The organism is Buttiauxella brennerae ATCC 51605 (assembly GCF_001654925.1).
Classification (GTDB): Bacteria; Pseudomonadota; Gammaproteobacteria; order Enterobacterales; family Enterobacteriaceae; genus Buttiauxella; species Buttiauxella brennerae.
Map to the genome: position 1 here is coordinate 182,245 of NZ_LXER01000006.1, position 15,083 is coordinate 197,327.

Genomic DNA, 15,083 nt, shown 5'->3' on the forward strand with positions numbered 1-15,083 from the left:
TTAGCGGGAGGCTTTCTCTTCCCGCTTACGCAAAAAATCCTGACGGACAATCTCAAGCGCTGCGAGCGCGGTTTCCGTCGGGATTTCATGTTGTTCCAGCAGCATTATCAAATCGACAGCCAGTTTCACTTCGTCTGGCGCGTTATCCAGTGACATTACGTTTATCCGTTCAAGTAAATGGTTTGGTTTAGGCGTTAGCTTAGCCCACGTTCCCTGCGTTCGATGGACCGTTCGATACGCGTTAAAGCCTGGCGACAACGCTGCAAACGGCCTTCAAGAGCGGCCAGTTCCTTCTGGAGCTTTTGTTGCCCGGCGAGCGTGACCTGTACTGAAAGCTGGCTTTCACGATCGCTAATCATAATCTGGATGCGGCGCTCATAATCCTGGTGAGTGGAGAGCTTCTCATACAAGTTTTCGACAACCGGCGGTTGCGGATCGTTTTTACGCATCTTCCAGGTCGCCAGTTCGCGCTGCAAAGCGGAAATCTGCGCCACCAGCTTTTCGGCCAGATACGCAACTTGCTCCGCTTTACCCACTTTCACGCTAAGCTGTAGCTGTGCGAGATTTGCCTGAACTTCGGTCAGATAATCTTTAAGTTGCGTGCTGTGAGTGGAAAACAGTTTACGATCGAAGCGGGCTTGTGAGGCGCGTTGCAATGAAATCGGCTCGATGGCCCCCGCGAGTTCCGCGACGCGAGCATCCAAAGCTTGTAACAGCGAAGCGGTTTTCACAAAATGACTCTCCAGTGTTGCACATGTTAAGTGCCAGATTATTGACGGAATGAGGAATGAAACGGACTATTTTAATCATCATTGGTTGGCTGGCGGTAGTGCTTGCGACGCTGGGTGTCGTCCTGCCTTTGCTTCCCACAACCCCATTCTTACTGCTGGCGGCCTGGTGCTTCGCCCGTTCTTCACCGCGCTTTCACCACTGGTTATTGTATCGCTCATGGTTTGGCAGTTATATCCGCCACTGGCAGGACCACCGTGCGCTGCCGCCGGGGGCGAAACCCAGGGCGCTGATTTTCATCGTATTAACCTTTGCGGTCTCCCTTTATCTGGTCAATATTCTGTGGGTCAGACTACTATTATTAGTGATGATGTGCGCGCTGCTGTTCTTTATGTGGCGGATGCCGGTCATTGACGAAAAGCAACAAAAGCCATAAAGCGCATTTGCGGTGGTTGCAATTGTTGATGCCAGCCAGTAAATTCGACCGTTTTCGAGCACGGTATGACCGATTATTGAACGTTTAATAAATCCGTCTCGTGCTTTGTTAGAATCATGTTTTTAGCAGGCATTAATTATGACCGCGACTGCGCAGCAGCTTGAATATCTGAAAAACAGCATCAAAAGCATTCCAGACTACCCAAAACCTGGGATCTTATTCCGTGACGTTACCAGCTTGCTTGAAGATCCGAAAGCTTACGCCACCAGCATCGAATTATTAGTCTCACGTTTTAAAGACACCGGTATCACCAAAGTGGTGGGTACTGAAGCGCGTGGGTTCTTGTTTGGTGCACCGGTTGCGTTGGAATTGGGCGTTGGTTTTGTGCCAGTGCGCAAGCCTGGTAAACTTCCGCGTGAAACTATCGCTGAAAACTACGAGCTGGAATACGGCACCGATCAACTGGAAATCCACGTTGATGCAATCCAGCCTGGCGACAAAGTGCTGGTGGTGGATGACCTGCTGGCAACTGGCGGGACCATCGAAGCCACCGTGAAGCTGATCCGCCGTTTGGGTGGAGAAGTGACTGACGCTGCGTTTATCATCAATCTGTTTGATATTGGTGGTGAGCAGCGCCTGGAAAAAATGGGCGTGAAAAGCTACAGCCTCGTGCTTTTCCCTGGTCACTGAGTTCTGCCTCACCTCTTCAGTCTAAAGCCTCGCCCGATGGGTGAGGCTTATGTTAGCATTACCCCTCAATTCACTCCCGCGATGTAGAGCCTATCTCGAATGAGCTACCAGGTCTTAGCCCGCAAATGGCGGCCACAAACTTTTGCTGATGTAGTCGGCCAGCAACACGTGTTGACTGCCCTGGCTAATGGCTTATCCATGGGCCGAATCCACCACGCCTATCTCTTTTCAGGGACGCGCGGCGTGGGTAAAACGTCCATCGCTCGCCTGTTGGCGAAAGGGTTAAATTGTGAAACCGGCATTACCGCCACCCCGTGTGGTGTATGTGATAACTGCCGCGAAATCGAACAAGGTCGCTTTGTCGATCTGATTGAAATTGATGCCGCCTCGCGTACCAAAGTAGAAGATACGCGTGATCTGCTGGACAACGTTCAGTACGCCCCGGCGCGTGGCCGTTTCAAAGTCTACCTTATTGATGAAGTGCACATGCTCTCCCGCCACAGCTTCAACGCATTGTTGAAGACGCTGGAAGAGCCGCCATCGCACGTCAAATTCCTGCTGGCGACGACCGATCCGCAAAAACTGCCGGTCACGATTCTTTCTCGCTGCCTGCAATTCCACCTGAAAGCGCTGGATGTCGAACAAATCCGCCATCAGTTGGAACACATTCTCGGCGAAGAAAAAATACCCAGCGAAACCCGTGCGCTGCAACTGTTGGCTCGCGCCGCAGATGGCAGCCTGCGTGACGCGTTAAGCCTTACCGACCAGGCGATTGCCAGCGGTGACGGCCATGTCACTACCGCGGCTGTCAGCACGATGCTGGGCACGCTTGATGACGACCAGGCCCTTTCGCTGATAGAAGCGATGGTGCAGGCCGATGGCGAGCGCGTAATGAGTTTGCTCAACGAGGCCGCCGGGCGCGGTGTCGAGTGGGAAGCTCTGTTGGTTGAAATGCTGAGCTTGCTGCACCGTGTGGCAATGGTGCAACTGTCTCCTGCCGCATTGGGCAGTGATATGGCCGCCATTGAACAGCGTATGCGTGAGTTAGCGCGTGTCGTGCCACCTGCCGAAGTCCAACTTTATTATCAAACCCTGCTGATTGGCCGCAAAGAGCTTTCGTGGGCTCCGGACCGCCGCATGGGCATTGAAATGACGCTGTTGCGTGCGCTGGCATTCCACCCGCGCAAGCCGCTCCCGGAGCCAGAGCAACCGCGCCAGGCGCCGAGTATTCCTGTGATCAACCCGGTTCCGGTGCGCCAGCAAATGGCACAAACACCGCAGCCCCGGCCAGATGAAACCGCGCTACCGGACACCACCAGTCAGGTACTACAAGCGCGAACACAGCTCATGCGCCAGCAGGGAGCCAACAAAGCAAAAAAGAGTGAGCCGGCAGCGCCAAATTTAGCGCGGCCGGCAAAGAACACCACCGCTCTGGAACGTTTAGCCTCGGTGAGCGAGCGTATCCAGTCCCGGCCCGCAGCACTTGCAGAAGAAAAGCCAGAGCCCAAGCCCGAGGCTTATCGCTGGAAGTCGCAAATTGTTTCTGATGTCGTTGAAGAACCGGTCGCGACACCAAAAGCATTAAAGCGCGCGATGGAGCATGAGAAAACGCCAGAGCTTGCGCAAAAGCTGGCTGTGGAAGCCATTGAGCGCGATAGCTGGTCGGCTGAAATTAGCCAACTGGTGCTGCCAAAATTAGTGCAGCAGCTGGCGCTGAACGCCTGGAAAGAGCAGGACGGCAACCGGGTGTGTTTACACTTGCGCCCGGCACTACGACATTTGAATTCACCGTCGGCGCAGAAAACGCTGGTGGACGCGTTGAGTACTTTTAGTGGTGAAACTGTTGAGCTGACTATTATTGAAGATGATAATCTTGCACAACGTACCCCGCTGGAGTGGCGTCAGGCTATCTATGAAGAGAAGCTTGCGAACGCGCGGGAATCAATGAGAACTGACAATAACATTCAGACGCTGCGTCGTTTCTTTGATGCGGAACTGGATGAAGACAGTATTCGACCTATTTGACAGACCGGTTATACCCTTCGCCCTTCAAGTTGCAGGGTTGTTGGCTGCTCTCGTTCACCCGAATCACTTACTCAAGTAAGCTCATCGGGATTCATTCGATTGCCGCCTACCTGCATCTTGAAGTAGCTTGGGTATATGCCGGTTTGTTGTAAACCCTGATAGCCGTTAATCGTCACGTACGGTTAGTCGGCCCGAGCAAAAGAGAGAAGACTATGTTTGGAAAAGGCGGTCTGGGCAACATCATGAAGCAAGCCCAGCAGATGCAGGAAAAAATGGCCCAGGTTCAGGAAGAAATCGCCCAAATGGAAGTCACTGGCGAATCTGGCGCGGGTCTGGTCAAAGTCACCATCAACGGCGCGCACAACTGCCGTCGCGTGGAAATCGATCCAAGCCTGATGGAAGACGACAAAGAGATGGTTGAAGATCTGGTTGCTGCGGCCTTCAACGATGCTGCTCGTCGTATCGGCGAAGCGCAGAAAGAGAAAATGGCGGGTGTTTCCAACGGGATGCAGTTGCCACCAGGCTTCAAAATGCCATTCTGATTTGCCTTTCTCCCTCTCCTGTGGGAGAGGGCTGGGGTGAGGGCATTTTGCGCTCTCACTCCTCTTCAAACTCCGCATAACTCTCCACCAGAAAATCAATCAATGCCCTGACCGCCGGTAACTGACCGCGCCGCGAAGGAAACACCAAATGAATAACCTCACGTCTTGCTCGCCACTCGGGTAACAAACGCACCAGGCTTCCATCTGCCAGTTGCTTGTTAACCATCAATATTGGCAACTGAACCAGTCCCACTCCCGCCAGCGCAGCCGCACGTAGTGCATCCATATCGGTAGTCACAAAGCGTGGTTTGTGGTGCAGCGTCACTTCATGATTATCCTCACCGAACAAACACCAGCGGTAAACTTGCTGCGGTTTTGATAACGCCAGACTTGGCCAGTGCTGAAGGTCGGCAGGAGATGTGGGCTGAGTAAAGCGCTCAACCAGTTCGGGACTTGCCACCAGGCACATGCCGCGGTCCGCCAGCTTGCGCATCACCAGATCACTATCTTCCAGTGGCAATGGGCGAACTCGCACCGCTAAATCGACATTTTCATTGAGCACATCAACCTGGCGGTTTGTCTCTTCAAGCTGCACGGTGACCTGCGGATAAAGCGCCATAAACTTCGCCAGCATTTCTCCGATATGCACATGCAGCAGGGCAATCGGGCAGCTCAGGCGAATCAGCCCACGAGGCTCTGCGCGTAACGAGTTAATCGCTTCCTGCGCGGCTTCGGCTTCAATGATCATCGCCTTGCAGTGGCGATAAAAAATCTGCCCGGCCTCGGTTACCGTGAAGCTGCGTGTTGAACGCTGAATCAAACGTGTCTCAAGACTTTCTTCCAGTAGTGCAATACGGCGACTCAAGCGTGATTTCGGAATGCCGATAACGCGGCTTGCTGGAGAAAACCCTCCGTTATCCACCACTTGCACGAAATACCACAGATCGTTGAGGTCTTGCATTGCCATTGTCCTGTTTATGGAACACTGAGTTCATTTTCAGAGTCTACCGGGGAATTCGTCTTATGAGTAAGCTTTATCTCAACAGAAATCGACACTCAATGGAGATAACGATGAAATCAATTCTTGGCGTTTATTCAGCACCGGCATCCCACTGGGTGGGCGATGGCTTCCCGGTTCGCTCACTGTTTTCTTACTCAAAATTTGAAAAACAGCTCAGCCCGTTCCTGCTGCTCGATTACGCAGGCCCGGCAGAATTTAAGCCGAGCGTCAAAGGGCAGCGCGGCGTTGATGTACACCCGCACCGCGGTTTTGAAACCGTCACCATCGTCTACAAAGGCGAAGTGGCACATCGCGACTCCACCGGCAGCGGCGGGGTGATTGGCCCGGGTGATGTGCAGTGGATGACAGCCGGCAGCGGCATTTTGCATGAAGAGTTCCACTCACCAGCTTTCAGCGAGAAGGGCGGTACGCTTGAAATGGTTCAGCTGTGGGTGAATTTGCCAGCCAAAGACAAGTCAACACCGCCAAACTACCAGTCCATTACCGACGCGGATATTCCGGTGGTGGGGTTACCGGATAACGCAGGCCAGGTGCGGGTGATTGCAGGGGAGTTTCTTGCGCACACCGGCCCGGCGCAAACCCATTCACCGATGAGCATTCTGGATATGCGCCTGAATGCCCACAGCGTGACGCAACTGACGCTGCCAGACGGCTGGAATACCGCACTGGTGGTGCTTAAAGGCACCGTACAGGTCAACGGGCAGGAAGTCGCTCGTGAAGCCCAACTGGTGGTACTGGATGCGAAAGGCGAAACGGTAACGCTTGAAGCCAATAACGACGCCGTGGTGTTGGTATTAAGTGGCGAGCCGCTTAATGAGCCAGTGGTCGGCTACGGACCGTTTGTGATGAACACTCGCGAGGAAATCAAAGAGGCCATTGACGATTTTAATCAGGGCAAATTTGGTCAGACAGTGTAACTAACGTGAACGGCTATCATCCCGGTAGCCGTTAACTTTCAGCAGTTTATTCAATAAATAAAGAGGATACGGACATGGCACCTGCAAACTTTAACGGACAAATTCCGATGATTGACCCGAGCGATGCGGTCATGCTGCTTATCGACCACCAAAGCGGTTTGTTCCAACTCGTGCACGATATGCCAATGCCAACTTTACGTACTCATGCCACAGTGCTTGCTAAAGTCGCCACACTTGCCAATATTCCGGTAATCACCACCGCTTCTGTACCGCAAGGCCCGAACGGCCCGCTGATCCCAGAAATCCACCAGTACGCACCGCATGCGCAGTATGTGCCGCGTAAAGGTGAAATCAACGCCTGGGACAACCCTGATTTCGTCGCTGCGGTAAAAGCTACCGGACGCAAAACACTGATTATTGCCGGTACTGTAACCAGCGTGTGTATGGCTTTCCCGGCAATCAGTGCCGCGGCCGAAGGTTTTAAAGTTTTTGCAGTGATTGACGCCTCCGGCACCTATTCCAAAATGGCCCAGGAAGTGACTTTGGCGCGTGTAGTGCAGGCGGGTGTTGTACCGATGGACACCGCAGCCGTGGTAGCCGAAGTCCAGCACACCTGGAACCGTGACGATGCTATGGAGTGGGCAAACCTGTGGGGCGGTGTGTTTATTGAGTACGGCTTGCTGATGGAAAGCTACCAAAAAGCGCAAGACGTAGTGACCAATCAGGAGCAACTTGACTCCCAACGCGCTTAAAAGTTTTCCCCTTGCGCAGCACCTCGCACAAGGGGATTATTTTCTATGTCCTTCAGCGGGGCTAATGTTAGGCTATGGCCCACTCTTTTTTCAGAAGTCTGAGCGATGCAAACCAGTCCTTTACTAACCGCCCTTATGGAATCCTTGCGCTGCCTGCCAGGCGTTGGCCCAAAGTCTGCCCAACGTATGGCGTTCGCGCTCCTGCAACGCGACCGCAGTGGTGGGATGCGCCTTGCTCAAGCGTTAACACGCGCGATGTCTGAAATCGGCCACTGTGCTGATTGCCGTACTTTCACTGAGCAGGAAGTGTGTGCAATTTGTTCCAACCCGCGTCGCCAGGAAAACGGCCAGATTTGTGTGGTGGAAACGCCTGCGGATATCCACGCCATTGAAGCGACCGGGCAGTTTTCCGGGCGTTACTTTGTGTTGATGGGGCATTTGTCTCCAATCGACGGCATCGGCCCGCAAGACATTGGCCTCGACAGGCTCGAACAGCGCCTTGAGCGCGAAACCATCAAAGAGCTTATCCTTGCCACCAACCCAACCGTTGAAGGCGAAGCCACAGCTAACTATATCGCCGAACTTTGCGGGCAATATGGCGTGGACGCCAGCCGTATCGCACACGGCGTGCCGGTGGGTGGCGAACTGGAAATGGTCGATGGCACAACGTTGTCCCACTCTTTAGCTGGGCGTCACAAAATTAATTTTTAATTTACCCGTCATACTTGAAGCTGCATCAGCGTTGGCTTCACTCACAAACCCCAGTCACTTACTTGAGTAAGCTCCTGGGGATTTGCTCCCTTGCCGCCTTGATGCAACTCCAATTATTTAGGGTAAAGAAAGAGAGAATCTATTTTCCAGGCTTGAAAACCTCCGTTTCTATCCTCATATCACCTTCAGCGTTTTCATCACCCCTGTATTTTGATTTTGTTGAGGTATCAATGACCATGAAAGGACAAGAGACACGTGGCTTCCAGTCTGAAGTGAAACAACTTCTGCACCTGATGATCCACTCCCTCTACTCAAATAAAGAAATTTTCCTGCGTGAGCTGATCTCCAACGCCTCTGATGCGGCAGACAAACTGCGCTTCCGCGCGCTGTCTCAGGCTGACCTCTACGAGGGTGACGGCGAACTGCGCGTGCGCGTCTCTTTTGATAAAGAAAAACGCACCCTGACCATTGCCGATAACGGTATCGGTATGACGCGCGATGAAGCGATTGACCACCTCGGTACTATCGCAAAATCCGGGACTAAATCATTCCTCGAATCCATGGGATCTGACCAGGCGAAAGACAGCCAGCTTATCGGCCAGTTCGGTGTGGGCTTCTACTCAGCCTTCATCGTGGCAGACAAAGTGACTGTGCGTACGCGTGCGGCGGGCGTTCCTGCGGATCAAGCTGTGTTCTGGGAATCTGAAGGTGCGGGCGAGTACACCGTTGCGGATATCACCAAAGCCGATCGCGGTACTGAAATCACCCTGCACCTGCGTGAAGGTGAAGACGAGTTCCTGGACGACTGGCGCGTACGTTCAGTTATCGGTAAATATTCCGATCACATCGCATTGCCGGTTGAGATTGAAACCCGTGAAGAGAAAGACGGCGAAACCATTCTTGGCTGGGAAAAAATCAACAAAGCGCAGGCGCTGTGGACCCGTAGCAAGTCTGATATCAAAGACGAAGAGTACAACGAGTTCTATAAGCATGTGGCCCATGATTTCAGCGACCCGCTGACCTATAGCCACAATCGCGTGGAAGGGAAACAAGAGTACACCAGCCTGCTGTATGTTCCGTCCCAGGCACCATGGGATATGTGGAACCGTGACCATAAACACGGCCTGAAACTGTACGTGCAGCGCGTGTTCATCATGGACGACGCTGAGCAGTTCATGCCGAACTACCTGCGTTTTGTACGTGGTCTGATAGATTCCAACGATCTGCCACTGAACGTGTCGCGTGAAATTCTGCAAGACAGCCGTGTAACGCAAAATCTGCGTAGCGCGCTGACCAAACGCGTATTGCAGATGCTGGAAAAACTGGCGAAAGACGACAGCGAAAAATACCAGACCTTCTGGAAAAACTTCGGCCTGGTACTGAAAGAAGGCCCAGCTGAAGACAACGCGAACCAGGAAGCTATCGCTAAACTGCTGCGCTTTGCGACCACACATACTGATTCTGCTGCACAGACTGTGTCGCTGGAAGAGTACGTGTCACGCATGAAAGAAGGGCAGGAGAAGATTTACTACATCACCGCCGACAGCTATGCGGCCGCGAAGAGCAGCCCGCATCTGGAATTGCTGCGTAAGAAAGGCATCGAAGTGTTGCTGCTTTCTGACCGCATCGACGAATGGATGATGAGCTACCTGACCGAGTTCGACGGCAAAGCATTCCAGTCAGTCAGCAAAACTGACGAGTCACTGGAAAAAATGGCCGACGAGGAGACTCCGGAAGCGAAAGAAGCTGAAAAAGCACTTGAGCCGTTTGTTGAGCGTGTGAAAACCCTGCTGGGTGAGCGCGTGAAAGAAGTGCGTCTGACGCACCGTCTGACCGACACGCCAGCTATCGTGACCACCGACAGCAACGACATGAGCACGCAAATGGCGAAACTGTTTGCCGCTGCGGGCCAGGAAGTGCCGGAAGTGAAGTACATCTTCGAGCTGAACCCGGATCATGGCCTTGTGAAACGTGTTGCGGATACTCAGGACGAAGCACAATTCGCCGATTGGGTTGAGCTGCTGCTTGACCAGGCGCTGTTTGCTGAACGCGGTACGCTGGAAGATCCAAACCAGTTTATTCGCCGTATGAATCAGCTGTTAGTTTCGTAATATTTACCCCTCACCCTAACCATCTCCCCTGGGAGAGGGCCGGGGTGAGGGCGATCTTAACCAACTAAGATCCCTCAATCCCCGCACCATTCTTGAGCTGAATAGGCCTTTAATGGTAAGGTCATCGCCTAAAATTCTTAAATACAAAAATCCAAACGAATGGGGAATTACGCAATGCGTATTATTCTGCTTGGCGCTCCGGGCGCAGGTAAAGGAACTCAGGCTCAGTTCATCATGGAGAAATATGGCATTCCGCAAATCTCCACCGGTGACATGCTGCGTGCCGCAGTAAAATCTGGCTCAGAGCTGGGTAAACAAGCAAAAGACATCATGGATGCCGGGAAACTGGTTACAGATGAACTGGTTATCGCTCTGGTTAAAGAACGTATTACCCAGGAAGATTGCCGCAACGGTTTCCTGCTTGATGGTTTCCCACGCACTATTCCACAAGCTGACGCAATGAAAGAAGCGGGCATCAATGTGGATGTGGTTCTGGAATTTGCTGTGCCGGACGAGCTGATTGTTGAGCGTATCGTTGGCCGTCGCGTACACGCACCATCTGGCCGCGTTTATCACGTCACCTTTAATCCACCAAAAGTGGAAGGCAAAGACGATGCGACTGGCGAAGAACTGACCACCCGTAAAGACGATCAGGAAGAAACTGTGCGTAAGCGCCTGGTGGAATACCATCAGATGACTGCTCCGCTGATCTCCTATTACAGCAAAGAAGCGCAAGCCGGTAACACCAAATACGTAAAAATCGACGGCACCCGCAAAGTGACCGAAGTGAGTGCAGAACTCGCTAAAATCCTCGGCTAATCGGATTTTAGATTAAAAAATACCAGGACCTGTTCCTGGTATTTTTTTGCCCAAATTTTGCCCTTTCGCTGTAATCGGTTCTCCTGAGGCGCTTTTACGTTACAATTATCAGCAATCTGTTGATAAGGAGTGGAAATGAATCAGGAAAAAGTGGGTATCTTACTGGCAAACCTTGGCACGCCTGACGCTCCCACTCCGGCGGCGGTAAAACGCTATTTACGCCAGTTTTTGAGCGACAAACGCGTGGTTGATACACCGCGCGTCATTTGGTGGCCGCTACTACGGGGCGTGATTTTGCCGCTGCGTTCAGCGCGTGTCGCCAAACTTTACCAGTCGGTATGGATGGATGAAGGTTCTCCGCTGCTGGTCTATAGCCGCCGCCAGCTGGCTGCTCTTTCCGCACAATTGCCGGATACACCTGTTGCATTGGGTATGAGCTATGGTTCGCCCTCGCTGAAAAGCGCGGTAGAAGAACTGATGTCGCACCATGTCGATCATATTGTGGTGCTGCCGCTCTACCCGCAGTTTTCCTGCTCGACGGTTGCGGCCGTCTGGGATGAACTGGGGCGTATTTTTGCCAATTACCGCTCGCTGCCGTCCATTTCACTGATTCGCGACTATGCCGATGACACTTCATACATCGATGCGCTGGTGGCTTCGGTAAAACTCTCTTTCGAAAAACATGGCGAGCCGGATGTGTTATTGCTCTCGTACCACGGCATTCCGCAGCGTTATGCCAACGAAGGCGATGATTACCCGCAACGCTGCCGTGACACCACGCGCGAGCTGCTTTCAGCGCTTGAGCTGCCGCCAGAAAAAGTGATGATGACTTACCAGTCGCGCTTTGGCCGCGAACCCTGGCTAATGCCGTATACCGATGAAACGCTGAAAATGTTGGCGGAGAAAGGGGTGAAACACATTCAGGTGATGTGCCCTGGTTTTTCTGCCGATTGCCTCGAAACGCTTGAGGAAATGGCGGTACAAAACCGTGAAGTCTTTATCGAAGCGGGCGGCACAAAATATGAATATATCCCTGCACTTAATGACGACCCGGCTCACATCGCCATGATGATGAATCTGGTGCAGAAATATCGCTAATCTCACTACTGGCCGTTAATGTGCTACCATTTCCGGCCTGATTAGCAAACTCGAACAACATCATGAAATTTCCCGGCAAACGAAAATCCAAACACTACTTCCCTGTAAACGCGCGCGATCCGTTACTGCAACAGGTTCAGCCTGAAAACGAAACAGGCACTTCCTGGATAGTCGGGATAGACCAGACGCTGGTGGATATCGAAGCCAAAGTCGATGATGCGTTTGTTCATCGTTACGGTTTGAGTTTCGGGCACTCTTTGGTTATTGAAGATGATGTTGCAGAAGCGCTGTATCAGGAACTGGTACAAAAAGATCTGATTACCCACCAGTTTGCCGGTGGCACCATCGGCAACACCATGCACAACTATTCGGTATTAGCCGATGACCGCTCTGTTTTGTTGGGCGTGATGTGCAGCCACATCGAAATTGGTAGCTATGCCTACCGCTATCTGTGCAACACCTCCAGCCGTACTGACCTCAATTACCTGCAAGGCGTTAACGGGCCGATTGGCCGCTGCTTTACGCTGATTGGTGAGCAGGGCGAGCGTACTTTTGCGATAAGCCCTGGCCACATGAACCAGTTGCGTGCTGAAAATATCCCGGAAGAGGTGATTGCGGGTGCCTCGGCGCTGGTACTTACGTCGTATCTGGTGCGTTGCAAAGACGGCGAACCGATGCCAGAAGCGACCATGCAGGCCATCGCCTATGCGAAAAAATACAACGTTCCTGTGGTGCTGACGCTGGGCACCAAATATGTCATCGCAGAAAATCCGGAGTGGTGGCAGGCGTTCCTGAAAGAACATGTCTCGATTCTTGCGATGAACGAAGAAGAAGGGCTGGCGCTGACCGGTGAAAACGATCCGCTGCTGGCGGCTGATAAGGCGTTGGATTGGGTCGATTTAGTATTGTGTACCGCAGGGCCTGTTGGCCTGTACATGGCGGGCTTTACAGAAGAGTCTTCAAAACGCACCACACAACATCCGTTGTTGCCGGGGGCGATTGCTGAATTTAACCAGTACGAATTTAGCCGTGCAATGCGCCATAAAGACTGCCAGAACCCGATGCGTATTTTCTCGCATATCGCGCCATACATGGGCGGGCCTGAGAAAATCATGAATACCAATGGCGCGGGCGACGGTGCGCTGGCTGCACTTCTGCATGATATAACGGCGAATAATTATCACCGTTCTAACGTGCCAAACTCCAGCAAACACCAGCATACCTGGCTGACCTATTCGTCTTTGGCACAAGTATGTAAGTATGCAAACCGCGTAAGTTACCAGGTGCTGAACCAGCATTCTCCGCGCCTGACGCGTGGTCTGCCAGAGCGCGAAGATAGCTTAGAAGAGTCTTACTGGGAGCGTTAATTCAACGCCCTCACCCTAACCCTCTCCCCCAGGAGAGGGAACTATACGGCTTTCCCTTTGGAGGCCGTGCGGTTTTCCTCTTCTCCCTCTTAGGAGAAGGCCGGAATGAAGGGGAACTCACGCCACCGGCTGGACCAATAACCCCATCATCGTATTCGCTATCTCTCGCTCACCCATCACGACCTGATTGGCACCACGCTCGGTGATGTAATCCACTTCATCGTCATAATGAGCGCGGGCGATAATCTCGATATCCGGGCATTTTGCTCGCGCCGCCGCCACAATTTCACCGGCCTCGTAGCCGTTAGGAATCGTCAGTAATAACCAACGCGCGCAATCCAGATGGGCGAGATTCATGATCTCTTCATTGGCCGCATTGCCGAGTACCGCACGGATCCCACGCGCACGTAGCTCATCAACCCGACTGCGAGAGGTTTCAATCACCACCAGTGGAATGCCTTGCGCCAGCAATTTCTCGCCCAGCAGGCTGCCTACGCGGCCAAAACCAACCAGCAACGCGTGATGGCAAATATCGACTGGAATTTGTTTCTCATCTTCGATGGCTTCTTCCTGTGTCTGTTCTTCCAGCGTTTCGGTTTTTGCGAGATAGCGCTCAAGAATCGCGAACAAAATGGGGTTGAGCATAATCGACAAAATCGCCCCCGCCAGCACCAGATTTTGCCCGGTCTGCGGCAGCAGATTCAGCGCCATGCCAAGCCCTGCCAGGATAAAAGCGAACTCACCAATTTGCGCAAGACTGGTGGCGATGGTTAACGCAGTGCGTTGCGAGTGGCCAAACAACCGCACCAGGAAGAAGGCGGCTAACGACTTACCAAAGACGATGATAGCCACCGTGCCAAGCACCGCGAGCGGTTCCTGAATCAGAATTAATGGGTCGAACAACATGCCGACGGAAACAAAGAACAGCACGGCAAAAGCATCGCGCAGCGGTAACGTGTCGTGTGCTGCACGGTGGCTTAATTCAGATTCATTAAGCACCATGCCGGCAAAGAAGGCTCCCAGCGCGAATGACACGTCAAACAGTTCGACCGCACCAAAAGCAATGCCGAGAGCCAATGCGAGAACGGCTAGCGTGAAGAGTTCGCGCGAACCGGTTGCAGCACTTCGCGCCAGAATCCACGGCACCACGCGGCGGCCAACAATCAGCATAATGGCAATAAACGCCACCACTTTACCGATGGTCAAACCCAAGTCCAGCGTCAGCGTCGCAAAGCCGACGTCGCCTTTTTCCATCATCCCGGCGACCGCAGGCAACAGAACCAGCGTTAACACCATCACCAGGTCTTCAACAATCAGCCAGCCAATGGCAATTTGCCCGCGTTGACTGTCTATTAATTGCCGCTCTTCAAGTGCGCGCAGCAGCACCACGGTACTGGCGGTAGAAAGACACAGGCCAAACACGATGCCGGTCATCAGTGACCAACCCATCAGCGATGAAAGCGCCATTCCCAGTAGCGTCGCCACACCAATCTGGGCGATTGCGCCTGGGATGGCGATGGCCTTTACCGCCATCAAATCCTTTAACGAAAAGTGCAGACCAACGCCAAACATCAGCAGAATAACGCCCAGCTCAGCCAGTTCAGGAGCGAGTTTAGTGTCTGCGACAAAGCCTGGCGTAAAAGGGCCGGCCAATACCCCAGCTAATAAATAGCCCACCAATGGTGATATACGAAGTTTGTTGGCGATCATACCGAGCAAAAAGGCCAGTACGAGGCCGCCGACAATGGTGGTGATAAGCGGGGTGGCGTGATGCATTCCGTCTCCTTTCGTAAGCTTAAGGTCCAATAAATCAAATTATCTACTTTAGTTTATGACAATTTTTTAATCAGTTGGGTGAAAAGTAA

At 52.7% G+C, this 15,083-nt stretch carries 15 protein-coding genes and 1 other annotated feature; of the genes, 11 read left to right on the forward strand and 4 right to left on the reverse strand.

Annotated elements, in window-relative coordinates; translation table 11 throughout:
• A complete protein-coding gene (rsmS, locus tag M975_RS02115) occupies nucleotides 1-156 on the reverse strand; it encodes a pleiotropic regulatory protein RsmS (protein WP_064557060.1) in 156 nt (51 codons plus the stop codon).
• A gap of 38 nt (nucleotides 157-194) precedes the next feature.
• Nucleotides 195-731 (reverse strand): primosomal replication protein PriC, encoded by a 537-nt coding sequence (gene priC / locus M975_RS02120; RefSeq protein ID WP_064557061.1) that lies wholly within the window; start codon nucleotides 729-731, stop codon nucleotides 195-197.
• A gap of 56 nt (nucleotides 732-787) precedes the next feature.
• Between priC and M975_RS02125 the strand changes: the two genes are divergently transcribed.
• The 4 genes from M975_RS02125 (at nucleotide 788) to M975_RS02140 (ending at nucleotide 4,422) form a co-directional block, all read left to right on the forward strand.
• Nucleotides 788-1,165 (forward strand): DUF454 family protein, encoded by a 378-nt coding sequence (locus M975_RS02125; RefSeq protein ID WP_064557062.1) that lies wholly within the window; start codon nucleotides 788-790, stop codon nucleotides 1,163-1,165.
• Nucleotides 1,166-1,303: 138 nt separating this feature from the next.
• Nucleotides 1,304-1,855: an adenine phosphoribosyltransferase gene (apt, locus tag M975_RS02130; RefSeq protein WP_064557063.1), complete on the forward strand. Its 552-nt coding sequence runs from the start codon at nucleotides 1,304-1,306 to the stop codon at nucleotides 1,853-1,855.
• Between the two features lie 99 nt (nucleotides 1,856-1,954).
• Complete coding sequence (gene dnaX / locus M975_RS02135) at nucleotides 1,955-3,880, forward strand: DNA polymerase III subunit gamma/tau (RefSeq protein WP_064557064.1); 1,926 nt, start codon at nucleotides 1,955-1,957, stop codon at nucleotides 3,878-3,880.
• Nucleotides 3,210-3,274, forward strand: a sequence feature (DnaX frameshifting element). It overlaps the preceding gene by 65 nt.
• Before the next feature lie 212 nt (nucleotides 3,881-4,092).
• Entirely contained in the window at nucleotides 4,093-4,422 is a 330-nt protein-coding gene (locus M975_RS02140; RefSeq protein WP_064557065.1) for a YbaB/EbfC family nucleoid-associated protein, read from the forward strand.
• A 55-nt stretch (nucleotides 4,423-4,477) separates the two neighbouring features.
• Here M975_RS02140 and M975_RS02145 read toward each other — a convergent pair whose 3' ends face one another.
• Nucleotides 4,478-5,389: a LysR family transcriptional regulator gene (locus M975_RS02145; protein WP_245164272.1), complete on the reverse strand. Its 912-nt coding sequence runs from the start codon at nucleotides 5,387-5,389 to the stop codon at nucleotides 4,478-4,480.
• A gap of 104 nt (nucleotides 5,390-5,493) precedes the next feature.
• Between M975_RS02145 and M975_RS02150 the strand changes: the two genes are divergently transcribed.
• From M975_RS02150 to M975_RS02180, 7 genes are all read left to right on the forward strand, one after another.
• Entirely contained in the window at nucleotides 5,494-6,360 is an 867-nt protein-coding gene (locus tag M975_RS02150; protein WP_064557067.1) for a pirin family protein, read from the forward strand.
• 74 nt (nucleotides 6,361-6,434) lie between these two features.
• Nucleotides 6,435-7,112, forward strand: a complete 678-nt coding sequence (locus M975_RS02155) for an isochorismatase family protein (protein ID WP_064557068.1) — start codon at nucleotides 6,435-6,437, stop codon at nucleotides 7,110-7,112.
• A gap of 105 nt (nucleotides 7,113-7,217) precedes the next feature.
• Nucleotides 7,218-7,823 carry a recombination mediator RecR gene (gene recR / locus M975_RS02160; protein ID WP_064557069.1) on the forward strand — a complete coding sequence of 202 codons (606 nt, stop codon included), beginning with the start codon at nucleotides 7,218-7,220 and terminating at the stop codon, nucleotides 7,821-7,823.
• Nucleotides 7,824-8,059: 236 nt separating this feature from the next.
• The gene (gene htpG / locus M975_RS02165; RefSeq protein WP_064557645.1) at nucleotides 8,060-9,934 is read left to right on the forward strand and encodes a molecular chaperone HtpG; all 1,875 of its coding nucleotides are present in this window, start codon (nucleotides 8,060-8,062) and stop codon (nucleotides 9,932-9,934) included.
• Nucleotides 9,935-10,108: 174 nt separating this feature from the next.
• Complete coding sequence (gene adk, locus M975_RS02170) at nucleotides 10,109-10,753, forward strand: adenylate kinase (protein ID WP_064516724.1); 645 nt, start codon at nucleotides 10,109-10,111, stop codon at nucleotides 10,751-10,753.
• A 135-nt stretch (nucleotides 10,754-10,888) separates the two neighbouring features.
• Complete coding sequence (gene hemH / locus M975_RS02175) at nucleotides 10,889-11,851, forward strand: ferrochelatase (RefSeq protein ID WP_064557070.1); 963 nt, start codon at nucleotides 10,889-10,891, stop codon at nucleotides 11,849-11,851.
• 62 nt (nucleotides 11,852-11,913) lie between these two features.
• Entirely contained in the window at nucleotides 11,914-13,218 is a 1,305-nt protein-coding gene (locus tag M975_RS02180) for an inosine/guanosine kinase (RefSeq protein WP_064557071.1), read from the forward strand.
• Nucleotides 13,219-13,335: 117 nt separating this feature from the next.
• Here M975_RS02180 and ybaL read toward each other — a convergent pair whose 3' ends face one another.
• A complete protein-coding gene (gene ybaL, locus M975_RS02185) occupies nucleotides 13,336-14,994 on the reverse strand; it encodes a YbaL family putative K(+) efflux transporter (protein WP_064557072.1) in 1,659 nt (552 codons plus the stop codon).
• Nucleotides 14,995-15,083 lie beyond the last annotated feature (89 nt).